22 protein-coding genes are annotated in these 22315 nt (G+C 67.6%); 17 read left to right on the top strand and 5 right to left on the bottom strand.

All coding sequences use genetic code 11. From position 1 onward, the window contains the following. Positions 1-281: 281 nt before the first annotated feature. Together ctaD and coxB are read right to left on the bottom strand one after the other, a co-directional pair. Positions 282-1946 carry a cytochrome c oxidase subunit I gene (gene ctaD, locus ASF00_RS17030; RefSeq protein ID WP_055882103.1) on the bottom strand — a complete coding sequence of 555 codons (1665 nt, stop codon included), beginning with the start codon at positions 1944-1946 and terminating at the stop codon, positions 282-284. Between the two features lies 1 nt (position 1947). Beyond that, positions 1948-3090, bottom strand: a complete 1143-nt coding sequence (gene coxB, locus ASF00_RS17025; RefSeq protein WP_235525925.1) for a cytochrome c oxidase subunit II — start codon at positions 3088-3090, stop codon at positions 1948-1950. A gap of 349 nt (positions 3091-3439) precedes the next feature. Between coxB and pyrE the strand changes: the two genes are divergently transcribed. From pyrE to ASF00_RS17000, 5 genes are all read left to right on the top strand, one after another. Further along, positions 3440-4024 (top strand): orotate phosphoribosyltransferase, encoded by a 585-nt coding sequence (gene pyrE, locus ASF00_RS17020; protein ID WP_055882096.1) that lies wholly within the window; start codon positions 3440-3442, stop codon positions 4022-4024. Continuing rightward, positions 4021-4761: a pyridoxine 5'-phosphate synthase gene (locus tag ASF00_RS17015; protein WP_055882093.1), complete on the top strand. Its 741-nt coding sequence runs from the start codon at positions 4021-4023 to the stop codon at positions 4759-4761. The genes pyrE and ASF00_RS17015 overlap by 4 nt, the downstream gene beginning before the upstream one ends. 174 nt (positions 4762-4935) lie before the next feature. After that, positions 4936-5361: a holo-ACP synthase gene (acpS, locus tag ASF00_RS17010; RefSeq protein ID WP_055882090.1), complete on the top strand. Its 426-nt coding sequence runs from the start codon at positions 4936-4938 to the stop codon at positions 5359-5361. After that, a complete protein-coding gene (gene lepB / locus ASF00_RS17005; RefSeq protein ID WP_055882086.1) occupies positions 5358-6341 on the top strand; it encodes a signal peptidase I in 984 nt (327 codons plus the stop codon). The genes acpS and lepB overlap by 4 nt, the downstream gene beginning before the upstream one ends. A 1-nt stretch (position 6342) precedes the next feature. Then, entirely contained in the window at positions 6343-7410 is a 1068-nt protein-coding gene (locus ASF00_RS17000; RefSeq protein ID WP_055882084.1) for an AI-2E family transporter, read from the top strand. Positions 7411-7423: 13 nt separating this feature from the next. Here the strand turns inward: ASF00_RS17000 and ASF00_RS16995 are convergent, their stop codons facing one another. Further along, positions 7424-8482: a glycosyltransferase gene (locus ASF00_RS16995; RefSeq protein WP_055882082.1), complete on the bottom strand. Its 1059-nt coding sequence runs from the start codon at positions 8480-8482 to the stop codon at positions 7424-7426. A 54-nt stretch (positions 8483-8536) separates the two neighbouring features. Between ASF00_RS16995 and ASF00_RS16990 the strand changes: the two genes are divergently transcribed. The 3 genes from ASF00_RS16990 to ASF00_RS16980 are packed head-to-tail and all read left to right on the top strand — an operon-like array spanning position 8537 to position 11274. Then, positions 8537-9553, top strand: a complete 1017-nt coding sequence (locus tag ASF00_RS16990; protein ID WP_235525923.1) for a hypothetical protein — start codon at positions 8537-8539, stop codon at positions 9551-9553. Continuing rightward, on the top strand, positions 9550-10065 hold the full coding sequence (locus ASF00_RS16985) for a DUF2141 domain-containing protein (RefSeq protein WP_055882080.1): 516 nt from the start codon (positions 9550-9552) through the stop codon (positions 10063-10065). Before ASF00_RS16990 ends, ASF00_RS16985 begins: the two co-directional genes overlap by 4 nt. Before the next feature lie 24 nt (positions 10066-10089). Further along, positions 10090-11274, top strand: coding sequence for a glycosyltransferase (locus tag ASF00_RS16980; protein ID WP_055882078.1), 1185 nt, complete (start codon positions 10090-10092; stop codon positions 11272-11274). Here the strand turns inward: ASF00_RS16980 and ASF00_RS16975 are convergent. Together ASF00_RS16975 and ubiG are read right to left on the bottom strand one after the other, a co-directional pair. Further along, positions 11216-12649: a hypothetical protein gene (locus ASF00_RS16975; protein WP_055882076.1), complete on the bottom strand. Its 1434-nt coding sequence runs from the start codon at positions 12647-12649 to the stop codon at positions 11216-11218. The two genes, ASF00_RS16980 and ASF00_RS16975, sit on opposite strands and share 59 nt — an antisense overlap. A gap of 226 nt (positions 12650-12875) precedes the next feature. Next, positions 12876-13616 carry a bifunctional 2-polyprenyl-6-hydroxyphenol methylase/3-demethylubiquinol 3-O-methyltransferase UbiG gene (gene ubiG, locus ASF00_RS16970; RefSeq protein WP_055882074.1) on the bottom strand — a complete coding sequence of 247 codons (741 nt, stop codon included), beginning with the start codon at positions 13614-13616 and terminating at the stop codon, positions 12876-12878. Between the two features lie 52 nt (positions 13617-13668). Here ubiG and ASF00_RS16965 point away from each other — a divergent pair, with 52 nt between their 5' ends. The 9 genes from ASF00_RS16965 to pal all read left to right on the top strand — a co-directional run bounded on the left by ASF00_RS16965 (position 13669) and on the right by pal (position 22285). Continuing rightward, the gene (locus ASF00_RS16965) at positions 13669-14922 is read left to right on the top strand and encodes an aspartate kinase (protein ID WP_055882470.1); all 1254 of its coding nucleotides are present in this window, start codon (positions 13669-13671) and stop codon (positions 14920-14922) included. Between the two features lie 61 nt (positions 14923-14983). After that, positions 14984-16042 carry a nitronate monooxygenase gene (locus ASF00_RS16960; protein WP_082463529.1) on the top strand — a complete coding sequence of 353 codons (1059 nt, stop codon included), beginning with the start codon at positions 14984-14986 and terminating at the stop codon, positions 16040-16042. A gap of 435 nt (positions 16043-16477) precedes the next feature. After that, positions 16478-17236 carry a hypothetical protein gene (locus tag ASF00_RS16955; protein ID WP_055882069.1) on the top strand — a complete coding sequence of 253 codons (759 nt, stop codon included), beginning with the start codon at positions 16478-16480 and terminating at the stop codon, positions 17234-17236. A gap of 200 nt (positions 17237-17436) precedes the next feature. Next, positions 17437-17895: a YbgC/FadM family acyl-CoA thioesterase gene (locus tag ASF00_RS16950; protein WP_055882066.1), complete on the top strand. Its 459-nt coding sequence runs from the start codon at positions 17437-17439 to the stop codon at positions 17893-17895. After that, the gene (gene tolQ, locus ASF00_RS16945; RefSeq protein WP_055882062.1) at positions 17892-18584 is read left to right on the top strand and encodes a protein TolQ; all 693 of its coding nucleotides are present in this window, start codon (positions 17892-17894) and stop codon (positions 18582-18584) included. The genes ASF00_RS16950 and tolQ overlap by 4 nt, the downstream gene beginning before the upstream one ends. A 1-nt stretch (position 18585) precedes the next feature. Beyond that, positions 18586-19023, top strand: coding sequence for a protein TolR (gene tolR, locus ASF00_RS16940; RefSeq protein WP_055882060.1), 438 nt, complete (start codon positions 18586-18588; stop codon positions 19021-19023). Positions 19024-19036: 13 nt separating this feature from the next. Next, on the top strand, positions 19037-20110 hold the full coding sequence (locus tag ASF00_RS16935; protein WP_055882057.1) for a hypothetical protein: 1074 nt from the start codon (positions 19037-19039) through the stop codon (positions 20108-20110). 182 nt (positions 20111-20292) lie between these two features. Next, entirely contained in the window at positions 20293-21705 is a 1413-nt protein-coding gene (gene tolB / locus ASF00_RS16930) for a Tol-Pal system beta propeller repeat protein TolB (RefSeq protein ID WP_055882055.1), read from the top strand. Between the two features lie 52 nt (positions 21706-21757). Then, entirely contained in the window at positions 21758-22285 is a 528-nt protein-coding gene (gene pal, locus ASF00_RS16925) for a peptidoglycan-associated lipoprotein Pal (protein WP_055882052.1), read from the top strand. Positions 22286-22315 lie beyond the last annotated feature (30 nt).

The following is a 22315-nucleotide window of genomic DNA, read 5'->3' as shown; positions in this document are numbered from 1 at the left end:
ATACCGTCACCCCAGCGAAAGCTGGGGTCTCCAGTTTGACGCGCGGTCGGACTCGCAATGGAAGATCCCAGCTTTCGCTGGGATGACGGCGTTTGGGGGGCGGGGCGGGGGATCGTCGTACAACAAAAAACGCCCCGGGTTTCCCCGAGGCGTTCTCTTTTCTGGCTGGCCCCGACACGGGAGCAAGTCCCGTGTCGTCGGACGCGGCGAGCCGCGCCGGCCGAGCGGATGCGTGCGCGTTGCGCACCGGCGCGTAGCGTACGCTACGTCGCCTCGCATCCTCAGTCGATCTTTGGCAGCGTTTCGAACTGGTGATACGGCGGCGGCGAGGAGATCGTCCACTCCAGCGTCGTCGCGCCGTCGCCCCAGGGGTTGTCGCCGGCCGGCTTGCCCGCGATCATCGACCAGATCAGGTTGACGAAGAACACCACCATGCCCGCGGCCATGATCATGTAGCCGACCGAAGCGACCGTGTTCCAATGCTCATACTGCGGGGTGTAGTCCGGAATGCGGCGCGGCATGCCCTGCAGACCCAGGAAATGCATCGGGAAGAACATCACGTTCACGCCGATGAAGAACACCCAGAAGTGCAGCTGGCCGAGGAACTCATTATACATCTTGCCCGACATTTTCGGGAACCAGTAGTAGAAGCCCGCGAACAGCGAGAACACCGCGCCAAGGCTCAGCACGTAGTGGAAATGCGCCACCACATAGTACGTGTCCTGCATGTAGTCGTCGATGCCGCCGTTGGCGAGCACGACGCCGGTCACGCCGCCGACGGTGAACATGAAGATGAAGCCGATCGACCATACCATCGGCGTCTTGAAGGTGAGCGATCCGCCCCACATCGTCGCGATCCACGAGAAGATCTTGATGCCGGTCGGCACCGCGATGACCATCGTCGCGGCGGTGAAGTACATCTTGGTGTTCACGCTGAGGCCGGTGGTGAACATGTGGTGCGCCCACACGACGAACCCGACCACGCCGATCGCGACCATGGCATAGGCCATGCCGAGATAGCCGAAGACGGGCTTGCGGCTGAACGTCGAGATGATCTGGCTGACGATGCCGAAGCCCGGCAGGATCATGATGTAGACTTCGGGATGGCCGAAGAACCAGAACAGATGCTGGTAGAGGACGGGATCGCCGCCGCCGGCCGGATCGAAGAACGTCGTGCCGAAGTTGCGATCGGTCAGCAGCATCGTGATCGCGGCCGCGAGGACCGGGAGCGCGAGCAGCAGCAGGAACGCGGTGACGAGCATCGACCAGACGAACAGCGGCATCTTGTGCAGCGTCATGCCCGGCGCGCGCATGTTGAAGATCGTCGTGATGAAGTTGATCGCGCCGAGGATCGACGATGCACCCGCGAGATGGAGCGCGAGGATCGCCATGTCGGTCGACGGCCCGGGCTCGCCGTACGTCGAGAGCGGGGCGTAGAGCGTCCAGCCATTACCCGCACCGCCGAAGAACGGCGAGGCGAGCAGCAGCGTGAAGGCGGGGATCAGCAGCCAGAACGATACGTTGTTCATCCGCGGGAACGCCATGTCGGGCGCGCCGATCATGATCGGCACGAACCAGTTGCCGAACCCGCCGACCATCGCCGGCATGACCATGAAGAACACCATGATCAGGCCGTGCGCGGTGATCAGCACGTTCCAGAGGTGGAGCGACTCATCGAGGCTGGCGCTGCCGCCGTGCAGCATCGACGCCCAGCCCTGGAGATACTGGATGCCGGGGTGCGCGAGCTCGGCGCGCATGAGCCCCGAGACCGAGCCGCCGATGATCCCCGCGACGATCGCGAAGATCAGGTACAGCGTGCCGATGTCCTTGTGGTTGGTCGACATGAACCAGCGCGCGAAGAAACCCGGCTTGTGATCGGTGTCGTGATGATGGTCGTGCGCCTCGTGCGAAACGAACGCCGATGGGTTGAGAGCGGTGTCGGTCATCTTAGAGTCCCGCGTTGCCGGCGCCGGCCGGGTTTGAGGTGGCGCCCTGCGTCGTCGCGGGGGCTGCGGTTGTCACGTTTTCAACAGGGCCGGTCGCGTTCGCGGTCTCGGCAGCCTCCTCGACCTTCGCCGCGGAGCCGTCGGCGCCGGGCTGCGGGATCACCTTGTCGGAGGCCTTGCCGGGGGTCGGCATCGTGCCGCCCTTGGCGCGAACCCAGGCGGCATATTGCGCGGGCGGAACCGCCTCGACCGCGATCGGCATATAGCCGTGGCGCGCGCCGCAGAGTTCAGAGCACTGGCCGAAATACAGGCCGGGCTTGTCAATCGTGAAGCTTGTCTCGTTCAGGCGGCCCGGGATAGCGTCGAGCTTGATCCAGAACGCCGGGACCGCCCAGCTGTGGATCACGTCGTTCGACGTCGTGATCAGGCGGATCGGCACGCCGACGGGCAGGACGATGCGGTTGTCGGTGGCGAGCAGCTTGGGGCCGTCGGCAGCGGTGCGGGCGCGTTCGCCGGCGGCGACCTCACCCTTTTCCTTCAGCATGTTGGCGGTGATCTCGAAGCCGCCATTGTCGGGATACTGGTACGTCCAATACCATTGGTTGCCGATCGCCTTGAGCGTGACGGCACCCGACGGCGCCGGCTTGAACTGCGCCTGGAGCAGCCCGATCGAGGGGACTGCGATCAGGACGAGGATCACGACCGGCGCAAGCGTCCAGATGATCTCGATAAAGGTGTTGTGGCTCGTCTTCGACGCCACCGGGTTGCGCGCCCGGCGATAGCGGAACGACACCCAGAACAGCAGGCCGAGCACGAGCAGCGAGATGATCGTGATCGTCGGCACGAGGATCGAATTGTGCATCCAGTGCGCGAACTGGCCGTTCTTCGTCACCTGCGGCTGGAGCCCGAACAGGCCGTCGGTCGGCTGGCCGATCATCGGCTTGGCCGTCATCGCGGGGGCGCCGTCCATCGCGAGTTCGGGGCTGGACGGGTTGGCGGTCGGCGTCGCGGCCGACGTGGTCGGCGCGGTGTTGGATACGCCGCCGGGCGCCGCCGCTGCCTGCGGTGTCGCTGGCTGGCCCACTGGCTGGGCCGCATGTCCGGCGACACCACCGAGACTCGCCAGTGCGAGCCCCGCTGCCATCGCAAATCCTCTCATCCCCATCTTGCGCATCGTTGTTCTTGACCCCGGTTTATAGCGAACCCGATATCACGGACGCGCGGATGTCTGTTTATAATTTTGTCAGGGCTATACGCGGCGGGGGGGGATGCCTCAAGCATTGTCTGGCAAAGGCGGGAATGAGCCTAGTTACCGTCATCCTGACGAAAGTCAGGATCCAGAGCCAAGAATGGTGCGCTCGGGACGCTGGATCCTGACTTTCGTCAGGATGACGGGTGGGGTGACGTGTGATGCCCGAAGCGTCGGTAGTCGTTGCGCGGCCATTCGCGCGCTCGTATCAGCGCGGCAGATCCTTTTGGAGCGATGACCCGCGATGACCGAAGACGACGTGCTCGCCGAATTCCGCGCTGCCGAAGCGTTGCTCGAAGGGCATTTCATCCTGTCCTCGGGGCTGCGCAGTTCGCGCTACCTGCAATGCGCGCGGGTGTTGATGGACCCGGCGCGGGGCGCACGGTTGTCGGAGGCGCTGGTCGCGTCGATCCCAGCCAATCTGCGCGCGCAGATCGGCGCGGTGGTGTCGCCGGCGATGGGCGGCGTGATCGCGGGGCACGAAATGGCACGTGCGCTCGGCGTCGAGGCTATGTTCCTCGAACGGCCCGACGGCGTGTTCGAGCTGCGCCGCGGGTTCCGCCTGACGCCGGGGCAGACGGTGCTGATGATGGAGGACGTGGTCACCACCGGGCTGTCGTCGCGTGAGGCGATCGCCGCGATCGGACGGGCGGGCGGCGTGACGGTCGCGGCGGCGGCGCTGGTCGATCGCTCGAACGGGACGGCGGATCTGGGCGTGCCGTTCTTCCCGCTGATCCGGCTCGACGTCCCGACCTATCCGGCGGATGCCTTGCCCGCCGAGCTGGCGGCGATTCCGGCGATCAAGCCCGGCAGCAGGGCGGCGGCATGAGCCTCCCCGGTAGCGAGCATCTGCGCCTGGGCGTGAACATCGATCACGTCGCGACGGTGCGCAATGCGCGCGGGGCGGGGTATCCCGATCCGGTGCGCGCGGCTTTGGTCGCGGCCGCGGCGGGGGCTGACGGAATCACCGCGCACCTGCGCGAGGACCGCCGGCATATCACCGACGACGACATTGCGCGGTTGTCGGGGGAGTTGGCGATTCCGCTCAACCTGGAAATGGCGGCGACCGACGAGATGCTGGGCATAGCGCTGCGTCACAAGCCGCACGCGGCGTGCATCGTACCTGAGAAGCGCGAGGAGCTGACCACCGAGGGCGGGCTCGACGTCGCCGGACATTACGACCGGATGGCCCGGCTGGTCGACGCCTTGGCGGGGGCGGGGATACGCGTGTCCTTGTTCATCGAGCCGGACGCGCGGCAGATCGAGGCGGCGGTGCGGCTCAAGGTGCCGGTGGTCGAACTGCACACCGGCTTATACGCCGAACTCTCGGGCGAGGCGCGGACGGCGGAGCTTCGGCGCCTGACCGACGCGGCGGCGCTCGCGGCGAAGAACGGCATCGAGGTGCATGCGGGGCACGGGCTCACCTACGACAACGTCGCGCCGATCGCGGCGATCCGGCAGGTTCGCGAGCTGAACATCGGGCATTTCCTGGTGGGCGAGGCGCTGTTCGTCGGGCTTGGCGAGGCGGTTCGGCTGATGCGCGAGGCTATGGATGCGGCGCGGTAGGCAAGAAGGTTTGGTCGCGCGGAGGCGCGGAGACGCGGAGGAGAAGGGAGCTTCCGCACTTCGTTCGATCGGCCCTCTCCAATCCCCTTCGCCGCACTTGCGGCTCTCAAACTCTCCGCGCCTCCGTGCCTCCGCGCGAACAAAATCTTTTGTCTTCCGACTACAGGCGTTGCGATGATTATCGGGCTCGGGTCCGACCTGTGTAATATCGAGCGGATCACGGCGTCGCTGGAGCGGTTCGGCGCGCGGTTCGAGCAGCGCGTGTTTACCGATGTCGAGCGCGCCAAGGCGGCGCGGCGACCGTTTACCAAGGCCGGGACGCTGGCCAAGCGGTTCGCGGCGAAGGAAGCGTTTTCGAAGGCGGTCGGGACGGGGTTTCGCGCGGGCGTGTTCATGCGCGATATCGGCGTGGTCAACGCCGCCAGCGGGGCACCGACGCTGGTGCTGACCGGAGGCGCCAAAGCGAGGCTTGACGCGTTGACGCCCGAAGGCCACGCCGCGCGCGTGCATCTGACGATGACGGATGATCACCCCTGGGCGCAGGCCTTCGTGATCATCGAAGCTATACCTCTGATATCTCAAGTAGATATGAATCGATGAAGGACGCGGCGTTGGACGGCAACGAGTTCCCAGACAAGCCCCTCGCGCAGCAGGCGACGGCGGCCGATGCCACCGCTCCGACGGTCGCCGCACCGGACACCCCCCGCCGCCGCGGCACCGACTGGTGGGGCGAGGTGAAGGGGATCTTCTGGCTGATCCTGGTCGTGCTCGGCTTCCACAGCTTCATCGCCAAGCCCTTTTATATCCCCAGTGAATCGATGCTGCCGGGGCTTCGGATCGGCGACCGGCTGGTGGTGACCAAGTTCGCCTATGGCTGGTCGTTCGTGTCGCCGACGATCCCAAACCCGGTCGCGATCTTCAAGGGCGTCGTGCTGCGCCAGCAGGAAGACAGCTGGAGCGTATCGCTGCCGTTCATCCACGGGCGGCTGTTCGGATCGCTGCCGACACGCGGCGACGTGGTGATCGTGACGCCGCCGGGGACGCATAACGACTATATCAAGCGCGTCATCGGGCTGCCTGGCGACAAGCTAGCGGTGCGCGGCGGGATCGTGTTCCTCAACGGCGTCGCGGTGAAGCGCGGGCCCCTTCACGACACGCTAATCCCGGTCGACACCAACAGCCCGTGCAGCGAGATCGACTATCCCGGCGCGCGCGAGACGCTGCCCGACGGGCGCGAGATGTGCCGCCTGCCGACCTATACCGAGACTCTGCCGAACGGCCGCCGCTACGAGACGGTGGACCTCGAATCCGACAGCCAGGGCGACAATTTCGCGGAGATCACGATCCCTGCGAACCACGTCTTCCTGATGGGCGACAACCGCGATCGCTCCGCCGACAGCCGGTTCGCGCTGAGCCAGCTCGGGCTCGGCGGTCCGGTGCCGTATGAGAATCTCGGCGGCCGCGCGGAGTTCATCACCTTCAGCCTCGATGGCGATGCGACCTTCAACCCGCTGACCTGGTGGGGATCGCTGCGCTCGGACCGCGCCGGCACGTCGCTGCACCCTGCCAAGGCGAACTGAGATGGCCGCAACAAGGCCCGTCGACGAGCTCAGCCCGGTCGAGATGCGCGATCCGTTCCTGCGCAAGGAACTGAAGCGCGCGGTAATCTGGCTCGGTCTCGCCTGCGTGATCGCGTTGCTGATCGTGCTGGTCCAGCCGTTGCTGATCATCTTTGCCGGCGTCGTGTTCGCAGCTCTACTAGATGGCGGCGTGCGGCTGCTCGGGCGGGTGTTGCCGATCGGGCGCGGCTGGCGGTTGCTGATCGTCGTGCTGCTGACGTCCGCGTTTCTGGTCGGGACGTTCGTTCTGACCGGGGTGCAGGTGACCGAACAGGTCAATCAACTCCGCTCGACGCTCGAGATGCAGGCGAACCGTTTCACCGGCTATCTGACGTCGCAGGGGCTGATGCCGGGCGCGTCGGACGTCAACGGCATCGTCAAGGAGGCGCTTGGCTCGGTCGGGCGCGTGACGTCGTGGGTCGGCACTGCGATCGGCGCGATCACGAGCATGTTCATGATCCTGATCCTCGGGCTGTTCATCGCTATGGATCCGGGCACCTATTCGCGCGGGCTCCAGTGGATGGTGCCGGTCGATCTGCGGCCCGAATTCGCCAGGACGCTGGTCAAGATGGGCGAGACGTTGCGCAAGCTGCTCGCCGGGCGCCTGCTGGGCATGGCGGTCGAGGGTGTCGCGAGCGGTATCGCGCTGGCGATCGGCGGCGTGCCGATGGCGATGCTGCTTGGCATCATCGCGGGCATCCTGGCGTTCATTCCGAACGTCGGCGCGATCGTGACGGGCGTGCTGATGGTCGCGGTCGGGTTCAGCGCGGGCGTCGACACGGGATACTGGGCGATCGGCACGTATCTCGTGGTGCAGACGATCGACGGCTACGTGATCGTGCCGATGGTCGCCAAGCGCACCGTCGACCTGCCGCCGGCCTTGACGCTGGGCGCGCAGATCATGGCGAGCGCGCTGTTCGGGATCTTGGGGCTGGCGCTGGCCGACCCGATGACTGCGATGATCAAGACCGCGCTCGAGCGGCGCTCGGAGCGGGAAGAAGAGAAGGTGGAGGCCGAAGGTACGGCCTGATCGGGTATAGGCGCTACCGCCGCACCAACTGGTCGAAGAGCGCGAGATAGCGGGCGGCGGAGTCCGCACCGGGTTGCGGCACCGGTTCGGGTCGCGGTGCGGTCGGCGCCAGCCATGAATCCAGCGCCGCGATCAGCGCCGCCGGATCGTCCCGCGCGACGATCGTACCGCGATCAGGCCGGTCGATGATCTCCGCCACCGCGCTGCTCGATTCGGTCGAAATCACCGGCGTCCCCACCGAGAGCGCCTCGCGCAACACGCCGGGAACGCCTTCATAGTCCGAGGTCAGCACGACGACCTGCGCGCGCGCCATGATCGGCAGCGGGTCGGTGCTGTGGCCGAGCAGGCGAACGCGGTCCCCCAAGCCCAGCGCGCGGATCTGCGATTCGATTGCCCCCCGCTCGTCGCCTTCGCCGAGGATCACCGCCGGAATGCTCTGGTCCGCCAAAGACGGCAGCGCCGCGATCAGGCGATCCCAGCGCTTCTGCGGTTCCAGCCGACCGACGCCGAGGATGTAGCGTGCCGGCAGGTCAGGCACTGCACCCGGGATCCGTACCGCCGGCGGGTTCGGGATGACGCTCGTTCGCCCGACCATGTGCGTCGCGCGCGCCGCCTCGTCCGCCGTCGCCGGGGTCATCGCGACGAGGTGGTCGAGGAAGCTGCCGTGCCGCGCGAGCCAGATCTGGTGTGCGGCGTGCATCAGCCGGCCGTGATCCGCGCGTGCGGGGGCGTTGGACATCTTGGCGACGATCGGCGGGCAATCCCGGCCGAGCCGGAGCCGGGTCCATGCCGCGATGCCGGTGTAGAAGTTGCCGGGGCAGAAGATGACGTCGGGCGCGAGACGGCGCACCACGTTCGGAAGCGCCAGCAACCGCGACGGCGAAACGATCTCCAGCCCGTCCGGCAGTTCAACCGCCAGCGGCCCAGCTAGATCCTCGATCGCCAGCGTTACCCGCCGCCCCGCCGCCAGCCAGCCGCGCACAAGGCGCAATTGGGCACGCTCGACGCCGCCACCGCGCAGGTCCTCGGCGTAGGTCAGGATGTGCCGCGCGCGCGGTGGCGGGGACGTCACTGAAATATGGCGGTCATCATAATGCGCGATTGGTAGAGCGGAGATCGCGACCGAATGAAACCGACTTTACGTGCATGCGCGCCGACGGGCGGCTATTGGACCGCGCGACACGCGGCAGAACGGCTTGAGGACCGGCAATTGAACACGCGAGCGAAGTCGACCGATGCCGACAGCTATGCGGACATAGCACGCGCCGGCCTCGAGCCGCTGAAGACGATCGGCAGTCGCTGGCCAGCCATCATCGGCGCGGTCCTGACGCTGGCGATGATCGCGGGGCTCGGCCGCGCATTGCTCGGGCAGGGCCTTGCCGGGCTGTCGCGCTCGGTGCCGCACGATCCGCGCTTCTATCTGTGCTTCGCGCTGCTCTACATGTCGCCGCCGACCGGCGACTTTGTAATCTTCCGTCGGTTGTGGGGTATCCCGCTCGGCGGCCTCGTCGCGCTGATCAAGAAGCGGATCGCGAACGAAGTCGTGTTCGGCTATTCGGGCGACGCCTATTTCTATGCGTGGGCGCGGGCCAGGGCGCGGATGGTGGCGTCGCCGTTCGGCGCGGTGAAGGACGTCACGATCCTGTCGGCGATCGCAGGCAATGCGGTCACGCTGCTGCTGGTGGCGATCGCGTTGCCGCTTGGTCGGCATCTGCTGACGCACGACCAGTTCCGCACGGTGCTGGCATCGGCAGGAGTGACGCTGGCGATTTCGCTGCCGTTCCTGATCTTCTCGCGCCGCGTGTTTTCGCTGCCCCGCGCGCGGCTGTGGTGGGTGTTCGGGATCCACTGCATGCGGTTGTTGTGCGGATCGGTGCTGATCGCGTTCGCGTGGCATTACGCGCTGCCGGGGGTGCCGATGGGGATGTGGCTGTTCCTCGCGGCGGGCCGTCTGCTCGTGTCGCGCCTGCCGCTGGTGCCGAACAAGGATCTGTTGTTTGCCAATATCGCAATCCTGCTGATCGGCCAGGATCAGGCGCTGTCGGAGTTGATCGCGTTTACCGCGGCCGCGACCTTGCTCGTGCATGTCGGCCTGATCGTGCTGTTCGGCATCCACGCGGCGCTGACCAGGATGCGGGCATGATTCGCTATGGTCTGGCGGTGATCGCGTCGGTCGTATCGGCGGGACCCGCGCGCGCGCAGGTGCTCGGCAGCGACGCGGCGGCGTGCCGGCCGGGAGAAGGCCCGGCGATCGCGGTCGAGATCACTGGGCTGAAGGATCGCACGGGCGCGTTGAAGCTCGAACTTTATCCGGGCGACGAAGCGGATTTTCTGAAGGACGACCGCGATCTGATCGCGGCGGGCAAGACGTTTCGACGGGTGGTCGTGCCGACGCCCGCGAGCGGCCCTGCGACGATGTGCATCCGGGTGCCGCGGCCGGGCCGCTACGCGCTGTTGCTGACGCACAATCGCGACGGGAAGAACAAGTTCAGCGTCTGGTCCGACGGCGCGGGGTTTGCAAGCAACGTAAAGCTCGGGCGGTCGCGGCCCAAGGTCGAGCAGGCGCTGGTCGAGGTGGGGGCCGGCGTGACGAGCGTGCAGATCGCCGCGCAATATCTGCGCGGGCTCGGCGGGTTCGGGCCGGTCACGCCATGAGGATCGTGACGTGAGAATCGGAGCGTGAGGATCGTCGACGTCAACGAGTTTTACTCGCCGACCGGTGGGGGCGTGCGGACCTATGTCGACCGCAAGATGGGGATCATGGCGGATATGGGTCATGAACTGATCGTCGTCGCGCCGGGCAAGGAGGACCGCATCGAGGAACGGCCGGGCGGCGGGCGGATCCTATACCTCAAGTCGCCGGGGATGCCGTTCGATAGCAACTACGGGCTGTTCTGGAACGAGCGCGCGATCCACCGCGTCCTCGACGACCTCGACCCGGACGTGGTCGAATGCTGCTCGCCGTGGCGGCCCGCGTGGTTCGTCGGCGACTGGCAGGGCCGCGCGGTCAAGGCGTTCTTCATGCACAACGACAACATCGCGGCCTATGCGCAGCGCTGGTTCGCGGGCGTGGCGAGCCATGACCAGATCGAGCGCGGGTTTGGCTGGTACAGCCGGTACATGCGGCGCTTCCTCGAGAAATACGACGTCGTCGTCACCAACGGCCCGGCGTTGGAAAAGCGTTTGCGCGCGCGCGGCGTGCGGATCGACGTGGCGATGCCACTGGGAATCGAACGCGGGCATTTCTCGCCGGACCTGCGCGACCCGCGGTTGCGGGCGGCCTTGCTGCAACAGTGCGGCCTGCCCGAGGACGGTATGCTGCTGCTCGGGCTCGGGCGGCATCACGGCGAGAAGCGCTGGCCTTTGGTGGTCGATGCGGTGGCGCGGGCCGGCGCGACGTTGCCGGTCGGGCTGATCCTGATCGGCACCGGTGCACAGAGCAAGGCGATCGCGCGGCGGATCGGCGGATCGCCGCATATCCGGATGTTCGCGCCGGTCTATGATCGCGAGCGGCTGGCGCGGATCATGGCGAGCTGCGATGCGCTGATCCACGGGTCGGAAGCCGAGCCGTTCGGGCTGGTCGCGTCGGAGGCGATGGCGTCGGGCCTGCCGCTGATCGTGCCCGACACGGGGGGCTGCGCGGAAGTCGCGGACGCCCACGCGAGCGAGCTCTACGCAGCGCGCGAGGCGGAGAGCGCGGCGGCGGCGATCGGTCGGCTGTTCGCGCGCGACCGCATTTTGCTCAGGCGCGCGGCAGCGGTGGCGGCCCGGCACGTTCGCAGCGATCGCGAGCATGCGGTCGAGCTCATGGACTATTATGCGGGACTGGTCGCGGCGAAGCAGGGCGTGCGACGTACAGCGTGAAGCGGGTGCCGGGGACCGGTACCGCCTGGTATCCGCGGCGGATCGCGTAGGCGGCGAGCAGCGCGTCGATCCGGTCGTCGCCGCTGCTCCAGGCGCCTTCGCCGCCGGTCAGGATCGCGGGCGGATCGCCGAGCAGTCCGACCCGCGCGTGCGAGACGAGGTGGAGGCGGCGTTCCTGCCCGGCGTCGAGCAGCGCCGTACTGCGAAAATAGAAGGGGCCGGGGGCGAAGCGCGGGTCGATCGCCGCGCCTGGGAGGAATTGCGGGGAGAGCGTCGCGACCGGGCCGGTGACGTGCGCGCGGTCCAGCGTCTTCCGCACCGCGGTGGCGGTCCGCAGCGCGTCGCGCATTGGGATGCCGCCGTTCGCCACGGCCTCGACGGTCGGCGCAAGACCGGCGCAGGCAAACACGACAGCGGCGATCCGCATCGCCTTGCCGGGTGGGTGTGCGTGCCAGACCAGCGCCAGGCGCACGAACAGGGCGGGCAACATCGGGAGCAGATATTGGCGCCATGTCGGCACCGGTGCGAGCGCTGCGATCAGGCCGGCGAGGATCAGCAGGTCTAGGATCAGGTGCCAACGGTGGCGCCTGCCCGTGGTGGCGACGATCGCCAGCAGGGCGGGGCCGAGCGCGAGGAACTTGAGCGTGTCGATGAGCTTCGCTGCGTTCGATAGCTTCCAGGGGAGCGCCTGATACCATTCGGTCGGCGCCCGGCCGGGAAAGCCGAGCACGCCGAACAGGAAGGCGTCGGGGGCCTGGAGGAACACTGCGCCAGTAAGTGCCGCGAAGGGGAGCGCGCCGAGCAGCGTCCACCAGGGGCGGCGGTCGGCGCGGAGCAGAGTCCAGATGCCGTAGGTGAGCGCGGGCAGCGCATAGGAGATCTTGGCGGCGGCGGCGGCGGCAAGCAGTGCGCCGATCAGGAGCGCGTCGCGACGGCGCGCCTGGGTGCGCGCGGTCCTGACGATGGCGGGGAGTGCGAGCGCGAGACACGCGGCGGGGAGTGCGTCGTTGCGCGCGGTACCGATGCTGAAGAGCAGGATGTCGCAGGTGGCGAACAGCGCGGCCGCGATGGCGGCGGCGCGGGGGCCGGCGCCACCGATCCGCGCGGCGCGGTGGACCGCGGCGATCGTGGCGAACCCCAGCAGCGCGTTGGCGATGCGGAGCGCTGGCCAGGTCCATGCGCGGGCGAGCAGTGCGAGGGGGGCGAAGAGGTAGGGCTGAAGTGGTGTCTGGAGGTACGCGAAGTCGCGATAGGGGAGCAGCCCGCGCGCAGTGAGCGCGGCGGCGGCGACGTACTGGCTTTCGTCGTGGTCGACGGGGCGGAGGAGGGCGAGGGTGATAAGGAATATCGCCGGCGCCGCGAGCAACAGAAGCATGTTCACCCGCGAAGGCGGGTGCCCAGACTGGGCCCCCGCCTTCGCGGGTGAACAGCGTTGGGGAGGGGGGCGCTCAACCACTGATGCCACCATCCTGATAGGCCCCACCCCGGCGGAGGCCGAGGCCCAATTGGGGGACGGCGGTGATCAGGGGCAGCGTTTCGTTACCACGGCCTTCCCAATTGGGCCCCGGCCTCCGCCGGGGTGGAGGGGAAGAGGCCACGGATCAGGCTTTTACCGCGGTCAGGAAGTAATCGAGGCTGGTCGAATCGCTCAGCGTAAAGCCGGTCGCCGGCGAGAAGCTCAGGCCGCGCGTGTCCGTCACGCGCAGCCCCGCATCCTTCAGCAACGCCGTCAGTTCCTCGGGCGTCAGAAACTTGTTCCAGTCGTGCGTGCCCTTGGGGATCGTGCCGGTGCCCTCCGCCAGCGTGATCATCGCGAGCCGCGACAGCGGCGTGCGGTTGGGCGTCGACAGGATCAGCAACCCGCCGTCCGCCAGCACGCGGGCGAGGCCGCGCACGAATCCGGCGGGATCGCTGACATGCTCAATCACCTCGAGGCTGGTGACGAGATCGAACTGGCCGACGAGCCCCTCGACGCCGCCCGCGCGATAGTCGATCGCCAGACCGCTCTGCGCCGCATGGATCTCCGCCACCGCGATATTCTCGGGCGCGGCGTCGATCCCCGTCACCGCCGCGCCGAGCCGGGCGAGCGGCTCGCAGAGCAACCCCGCGCCGCAGCCGACGTCGAGCGCGGTCTTGCCCGCCAGCGGCGTGAAGGTCGCACCGTCGCCGCCCCAATGCGCGTCGACCTGCTCGCGGATATAGCGCAGCCGCGGTGGGTTGAGCTTGTGGAGTGGCGCGGACGAGCCCTTGGGGTCCCACCAGTCCTTTGCCATCGTGCCGAAATGCGCGGCCTCGCGCGGATCGATTGTTGCGCCGTTTACGGTGTCACTTGCCAGTATCATGCGCGCTACCTATCAGGGCCGCCGCTTCGACCCAAAGGGATTTGCGCAGTTCATGGCCCGTATCGTGATGAAATTCGGCGGCACGTCGATGGCCGGGATCGAGCGGATCCGCAACGTCGCCGCGCGCGTGAAGCGCGAAGTCGATGCGGGCAACCAGGTCGCGGTCGTCGTCTCGGCGATGGCGGGCGAGACCGACCGGCTGGTCGGCTTCTGCCGCGAGGCGTCGTCGCTGTACGATGCGAAGGAATATGACGTCGTCGTCTCGGCCGGCGAGCAGATCACGAGCGGGCTGCTTGCGATCGCTTTGCAGGCGGCGGGCTGCAAGGCGCGGTCGTGGCTCGGCTGGCAGCTGCCGATCAACACCTCGGACGCGCACGGCTCGGCGCGGATCGGCGAGATCGATACCGCCGCGCTCGACGCGAGTCTGGCCGATGGCGTCGTCGCGGTGATCCCGGGGTTCCAGGGCGTGGCGGAGGGCCAGCGCGTCACGACGTTGGGGCGTGGCGGGTCGGATACGTCGGCGGTCGCGATGGCGGCGGCGATGAAGGCGGATCGCTGCGACATCTATACCGATGTCGACGGCGTCTACACGACGGATCCCCGGATCGTCCCTCGCGCGCGGAAGCTCGGCAAGGTGACGTATGAAGAGATGCTGGAACTCGCCAGCGTCGGTGCCAAGGTGCTGCAGACCCGGTCTGTCGGCCTGGCGATGAAAGAGAATGTGCGCGTGCGCGTGCTGTCTTCGTTCGAAGACGGCGATACCAATGACGGCCACCGCGGCACGCTGATCGTGGGCGAAGAGGAAATCGACGATATGGAACGCCAGCTCATCACCGGCATCGCCCACGACAAGAACGAGGCGAAGATCACGCTGACGCAGGTCAGCGATCGCCCCGGCTCGGTCGCGGCGATCTTCGCGCCGCTCGCGGACGGCGGCATCAACGTCGACATGATCGTGCAGAACGTCGCGCATTCGACCGGCTCGACCGACGTCACCTTCACCGTGCCCGCCGCGGACCTCGCGCGCTCGCTCGATATCCTCGACAAGGCGAAGGACGCGATCGGCTATGCGACGATCGTCCACGATACGCGCGTCGCCAAGGTCTCGGTGGTCGGCGTCGGCATGCGCAGCCATGCGGGTGTCGCCTCGACGATGTTCACGACGCTCGGCGAACGCGGGATCAATATCCAGGCGATCGCGACGTCGGAGATCAAGGTCAGCGTGCTGATCGAAGAGGATTATACCGAACTTGCGGTGCGCGTGCTGCATACCGCCTACGGGCTCGATGCCGAGGATGCAGCGTAAATCTCTCCCCTCCCGCTTGCGGGAGGGGTCGGGGGAGGGCTAGGCGGGTCGGATGACCGACATGTCCGCGCTTCAGGCTACTTCCTCCCCCGCCCCCCTTCACTCGGTAGGCGCCGAGCGGCTCGCACGCCGCATGGCGCGCGGCGCGGAGTTCCTCGGATCGCAGGTCGCCATCCTTGGCGGTGCGATGTCGTGGGTGTCCGAGCGGCATCTTGTCTCGGCGATCTCGAACGCGGGCGGGTTCGGGGTGATCGCGTGCGGCGCGATGACGCCGGCGCTGCTCGATACCGAGATCGCCGCGACCAAGGCGCTGACCGACAAGCCGTTCGGCGTGAACCTGATCACGATGCACCCCGATCTGTTCGAGCTGATCGCGGTGTGCGCCAAGCACAAGGTGGGGCATGTCGTGCTCGCCGGTGGCCTGCCGCCCAAGGGCAGCATCGAGGCGATCAAGGAAACCGGCGCGAAACTGATCGCGTTTTCGCCCGCGCTGGCGCTCGCCAAGAAGCTGATCCGCAGCGGCGTCGACGCGCTGGTGATCGAGGGCATGGAAGCCGGCGGGCACATCGGCCCGGTCTCGACCAGCGTCCTCGCGCAGGAGATGCTGCCCGAGATCGCCGAGCAGGTGCCGGTGTTCGTCGCGGGCGGGATCGGCCGCGGCGAGGCGATTGCGGGCTATCTCGACATGGGCGCGGCGGGTGTCCAGCTCGGCACGCTGTTCGTGTGTGCGACCGAATCGATCGCGCATGCCAATTTCAAAAAGGCGTTCATCCGCGCGTCGGCACGCGATGCGATCGCCAGCGTGCAGATCGATGCGCGGTTACCCGTCATTCCGGTCCGCGCGCTCAAGAACGCGTCGAGCGAGCTGTTCACCGCCAAGCAGCGTGAGGTTGCCGGGCACCTCGACGGTGGCCGCGTGGAAATGGCCGAGGCGCAGTTGCAGATCGAGCATTACTGGGCAGGCGCGTTGCGCCGCGCAGTGATCGACGGCGATGTCGAGCATGGCTCGGTGATGGCGGGCCAGTCGGTCGGCATGGTCAAGCGCGAGGAGCCGGTCGCGGACATCATCGCCGGGCTGATGGCGCAGGCCGCGGCTGCGCTCGAAGCACGCGCGGCCTGAGACGATCGTGATCCTCCTCCGCCAAGGGGAGGTCGCGCCGAAGACGACGGAGGGGGAGGACACGGAACAGCGGTCAGCGCTGACCTCCCCCTCCGTCAGGCTGACGCCTGCCACCTCCCCCTTGCGGGGGAGGATCGAGCCGAGCGTTTTCTCATTGAGCCAGCATTCTGAACAGTGGCCTCCCACCACCACCACCCCGGCGAAGGCCGGGGCCCAATTGGGGGACGTCGCTGACGGAGGTCGCGCGCCGTTACCGCAACCTCTTCACTTGGGCCCCGGCCTCCGCCGGGGTGGAGGTGATCCGCGAGCCCCCCGGCTCGGCACGGGCCCAACCCCGCCCCCGCTCCATTCGCCGCAAACCGCGTACGGCTTACGCCTCGTTAACCTTATGCGTGGCAAAAGGTGTCCGGTCGGGGGACGTTACGAGGTGTTGCGATGAGTCGTCGGTTTGCGTTGCTGTCCGTTACCGCGCTTGGCCTGCTGGCCGGCTGCGCGCAAAAGCCTCGGACGGTGGCGGCGGTCGCGCCGCCCGTCATCATGGTGCCCGTGCCCGCGCCGGTGATGCCCAAGGGCGCGTCGCCGACCATCGTCATCCCCGTGGCGCTCGCCGACGGCACCTATCCGACGCCGAATCGCAACCTGACGACCTCAGCCAAGGTCTGGCATCTGCGCGCGGCGTTGAACGTCGCCGCGCTCGCGTGTCGCGGGCCGCAGGAAGTGGTGATCGTCGCGGGCTACAACGCGCTGCTGTCGGCGCAGAAGCCGGTGCTCGCCAAGGCCGAGGCGACCTATGCCAGCGAATATAAGTCCGGCGGCGGCGACTGGCAGGATCGCTACGACGATTCGATGACGCGGCTGTACAACTTCTTCTCGCAATCGCCCGCGCGCGACGACTTCTGCACCGCGGCGAATACGGTCCTCGCCCAGAGCGCGGGCCTGTCGGCCGAGGCGCTGCCGGCGTTCGCCGCGCAGAACCTGCCCGTCCTCGAGCGGCCGTTCACCGATTTCTACCGTGCGGTCGATGTGTGGCGCGGGCGGGCCGTGCCGCGGCCTGCCCAGCCCGTTATGGCCTCGCGCCAATATGCGTCGAACATGCCGGTCCAGACGATCACGCAGGCGCGCCTCCAGCCGGTCTCGCAGCCGGTACCGCCCGCGCAGCCCCGGCTGAAGCTCGACGCCAGCGTCTTCCAGTAAATCCTCCCCCGCCAGGGGGAGGTGGCAGGCGCCAGCCTGACGGAGGGGGCGGCAAGGGAAACCTTTGTGCCGTGTCCTCCCCCTCCGTCGCCTGACGGCGCCACCTCCCCCTTGCGGGGGAGGATCGCATCGCCGCGTATCCCGACCATATTGCAGCAAAGCTTGGCTTCCCTGCGCAGACTGGGTTAACAGCCGCGGGAATGGCTGAGGTTTCAGATCGTCCGGCGGAAGGCCGCTTCGAAGGGCGCGAGCACCGGTTTCCGGTGCGCGTCTATTTCGAGGACACCGATTTGTCGGGTGCGGTCTATCACGCCAATTACCTGCGCTACATGGAGCGCGCGCGCTCGGACATGCTGCGGCTCGGCGGGATCGACCAGCGGGCGACGTTCGAGGCGGGCGAGGGATCCTATGCGATCGTGAGCATGGCGATCCGTTACGCGGCGCCGGCCCGGCTCGACGACGCGTTGATCGTCGTCTCGCGGATGACGCAAGTGCGTGCGGCCGGGGTCGCCATTCATCAAAGAGTCATGCGCGACGGGCTTGTCTTGGCCGAGGCGGACGTGGTGGCGGCATTGGTCGCTCCCAACGGCCGCCCGCGCCGCCAGCCGCGCGCCTGGATCGATATCTACGAACGCCTTGTCTGGCAGGGGGAAGCATGAATCCGGTGTTGACTATGGATAGCGCGACGCTGTCGCCGATTCACTTGTTCCTCCAGGCCGACTGGGTGGTGAAGGGCGTGATGATCGGGCTGTTGCTCGCCAGCATTTGGACCTGGGCGCTGATCGTCGCGTTCTGGCGGCGGATCGGCAAGACGCGCAAGAACATGACCCGGTTCGAGCGCGATTTCTGGAAAGCCGAGGATATCGACGTCTTCTACAAGGCCGAAAGCGAGAGCGACCTGCCGTCCGCGCGCGTGTTCGCGGCGGGCGTGACCGAGTGGCGCCGCTCGACCGCGGGCGGCACGATCGACAAGAGCGGCACGCGCGAGCGGCTGGCGACGACGATGGGCGCAGCCGTTGCAGGCGAGATCGACAAGCTGTCGGATCGGCTGAACGTGCTGGCGACGGTCGGCTCGGTCGCGCCGTTCGTCGGGCTGTTCGGCACGGTGTGGGGGATCATGCGCAGCTTCACCAGCATCGCGGCCGCGCAGAACACGTCGCTGGCGGTGGTGGCGCCGGGCATCGCGGAGGCGCTGTTCGCGACCGCGATCGGCCTGTTCGCGGCAATCCCCGCGGTGATCGCGTACAACCGCTTCAGCCACGGCATCAACCGGATCGAGGCGAGCCTCAACCGGTTCGCCGACGGTTTCCACACGACGCTGAGCCGCCAGCTGGACGGGTCGCGCTAAGGTGGCGATGAACCTGCCTTCTTCCCGCGGGCGCGGGCGTCGCGCGCCGATGGCGGATATCAACGTCACGCCTTTGGTCGACGTGATGCTGGTGCTGCTGATCATCTTCATGGTGACCGCGCCGCTGATGACCGCGGGCGTGCCGGTGAACCTGCCCGACGCGCGCGCCAAGGCGCTCGACCAGGAGCAGAAGCCCGTCGAGATCTCGATGGACGAGACCGGCGCGCTGTTCATCGACAAGGATCAGGTGACCGACGACGCGCTGCCGATCAGGCTCGCGTCGATCGCCGCCAGCCGCGCGGTCGGCGACGAGCCGCAGGTGTTGCTGCGCGCGGATCGCAAGCTCGATTACGGCCGCGTGATGCGCGTGATGGGCGAACTCAACCGCGCCGGGCTGAACCGCGTCGCGCTGGTCACCGTCGAGGGTAATCAGAACTGATGGCGCTCGGCTGATGGATCGCTCGGAGAAGATCGGCTTAGGCGTCGCGCTGGTCGGGCATGTCGTGCTGTTCGGCCTGTTGTCGGTCGGGTTTCTCGATGCGCCCGAACCGCCGAAGATCCAGCAGCAGCCGATCGACGTGAGTCTCGTGCCCGACGTCGCGCTCGAGGCGACGGCGCCGCAATCGACCGAAGCGCCCGCGCAGTCGATCGCGCCGGACGAGGGCGCGCCCGAGGATGCCGCGCCGCCGGCGCCGCAAGAGGCCGAGCCCGAGCCGAAGCCCGATCCCGTGCCGCCGGCGCCGCAGCCGAAGCCCGCGCCACCCAAGCCTGCACCCAAGCCGCAGCCAGCGCCCGAGCCCGCGCCAAAGCCGCAGCCCAAACCCAAGCCTGCGCCACCAAAGCCCGCCGCGAAGCCGGCGCCGGTCGCCAAGCCTGTCGTGAAGCCACAGCCCAAGCCTGCGAAAGCGCCGCCCACCAAGTCTGCGCCCGCGAAGGCTGCACCGGCGAAGTCCGCGCCGACCAAGTCCGCGGCCAAGCCGAGTGCCGCTCCGGCCAAGACGTCCTCCACGTCGGGCAAGACGTCGTCTGCGTCGTCGGCCAAGCCCGCCAAACCGTCCGCGACCAAGGGCTCAGGCTCGACTGCGGAAGCCAAGACATCGCGCCCGCGCGGCTCGCGGCTCGGCGACAATTTCCTGAAAGGGCTGTCGGCCGATCCGTCGCCGAGCAAGTCGGACGCGCCCAAGGCCGCCAAGCTCGGCGCACAGGCGGCGGCGAATATCGGCTCGGCGATCCTGCGCCAGGTGCAGCCCTGCGCCAATCGCCAGGTCACGCCGGGGCCGGGCGCCGAGCGGATCCGCGTCACGATCAACCTGAAGCTCAACCGCGACGGCACGCTCAAATCGCGGCCTACGATCAGCGGCCATGCCGGCGTCGACGACGACAACCGGCGCTATGTCGACCGAGTCGACGATCTGGCGATCGCGACCTTTGTCGGGTGCTCGCCGCTGCGCGGTTTGCCCGACGACCTGTATGATGTGCAGAATGGCTGGAGCAATTTCAGCCTGCGCTACAAACTTCCCGGCTGAGGATGTCCGTTATGACTCGATTCGATCTGGGTTTTCGCCTGTCACGCACGACGCTTCTAGTTGAGAAACTCCACCCCGGCGGAGGCCGGGGCCCAATTGGGAAGGCCGATGTAATGATGCGCAACGCGCCCTCAGCGGCGTCCCCCAATTGGGCCCCGGCCTTCGCCGGGGTGGGGGCTGTGATGGGAGGCCGTAAGGCTCGATCGATCCTCGCCTCGGTCGGTTTGCTGGCTTTTGTCTCCGCCGCCGCCAGCGCGCAGGACGCACCCGCGCCCGCCCCACAACAGGCCCCCGCCGACCCGGCCGCACCCGCACCAGCCGGCGACCAGTCCGGCGGACTCGTTGTCGACGTGACCGGCGGCATCTCCGCCCCGATGCCGATCGCGATCCCCGTGATGCCGACCGCCGCGGTGGTCTCGACGCCGGCGGGCTCGACCGACGTGCTCGGCCGCCAGCTGGCCGAGATCGTCACCAACGATCTGCGCAATTCGGGCCTGTTCACGCCGCTCTCGCCCGGCCAGCTGCGCCCGATCACCTTCCCCGAAGTCACCGCGCCGGGTTTCGATTATTGGGGCAGCACGGGCGCGCAGGCGCTGGTGCAGGGCTTCATCCGCGCGACCGGCGACGGCAATCTGACGGTCGGCTGCTATCTGTACGACGTCTCGTCCAAAGCCGAACTGACGCGCACCGGGTTCGTCGTGTCGCCATCCGACTGGCGTCGTGCCGGGCATAAATGCGCCGACATGGTCTACACCCGCCTCACCGGCGAGGGCGCCTATTTCGACAGCCGCGTAGTCTATGTCTCTGAAACCGGACCCAAGGGACGCCGGATCAAGCGGCTCGCGATCATGGACCAGGACGGCGCCAACCACCGCTTCCTGACCAACGGCCAGTCGATCGTGCTGACGCCGCGCTTCGCGCCGAACCAGCAGTCGATCGTCTATATGAGCTATCTCAACAATCGCCCGGCGATCTATGTCTACGATATCGGCTCGGGCAAGCAGCGGCTGGTCGTGGCGAACGCCAACCTGACGTTTGCGCCGCGCTTCTCGCCCGACGGCCGCAACATCCTGTTCTCGATGGCGCAGGGCGGCAACACCGACGTGTACCGCGTATCGTCGCAAGGGGGGACGCCGCAGCGGCTGACCAACTCGCCGGGGATCGATACCGGCGGCAGCTATTCGCCCGACGGCTCGAAAATCGTGTTCGAGAGCGATCGCTCGGGCGGGCAGCAGATCTACGTGATGAACGCGGACGGCTCGAACCAGCAGCGGATCAGCTTCGGCGGCGGGCGCTATGCGACGCCGGTGTGGAGCCCGCGCGGCGATCTGATCGCGTTCACCAAGCTCGGCGGCGGCTTCCGGATCGGCATCATGAGCCCGAGCGGCGGCGGCGAGAAATTGCTGACCAACGACTGGCAGGACGAGGGGCCGAGCTGGTCGCCGAACGGTCGCGTGATCAACTTCTATCGCTCGGGACGCGGCAGCGGCGGCAAGGCGGACCTCTGGTCGGTCGACCTGACGGGCGTCAACGAGCGCAAGATCCCGACGCCGCTCGACGGCTCGGATCCGGCATGGGGCCCGCTGCGGCCCTAAACCTGCTATGGGGGCATAACGGGGAAACGTGATTTTCTACGGGAGACTATCTATGTCGAAGCTTTCCAACATCTTGCTCGCGTGCACCGCGCTGATCGCCGTGTCCGGCTGTGCCAAGAAGCGTCCCGCGGTGCTGCCGCCTGCACCGGTCGACAATAGCGGTTCGGTCGATACCAATGCGGGCATGAACAACGGCAATGTCGGCGGCGCGATCGTGCCGGGCTCGGATGCCGACTTCCAGCGCTCGGTCAGCTCGAACACGGTGAACTTCGCGCTCGACATGTACGATATCGATCCGACCGCGCGCGCGATCCTCGACAGCCAGGCGCAGTGGCTCGCCAAGTTCCCGAACCAGCGCATCACGATCGAAGGCCATGCCGACGAGCGCGGCACGCGCGAATATAATCTCGCGCTCGGCGATCGTCGCGCGAACGCGACGAAGAACTATCTGGCGGCGCGGGGCGTGTCGTCGTCGCGTATGACGACGATCAGCTATGGCAAGGAGCGCCCGGTGGCGATGGGCTCGGACGACCAGAGCTGGGCGGCGAACCGTCGCGCGGTCACGGTGGTGCTGAACTGACGTTGCGTGTCCCTCTCCCCTCCGGGGAGA

It is taken from the genome of Sphingomonas sp. Leaf34 (assembly GCF_001421805.1).
Taxonomy (GTDB): domain Bacteria; phylum Pseudomonadota; class Alphaproteobacteria; order Sphingomonadales; family Sphingomonadaceae; genus Sphingomonas.
This window is presented reverse-complemented; position numbering and strand designations above follow the sequence as displayed.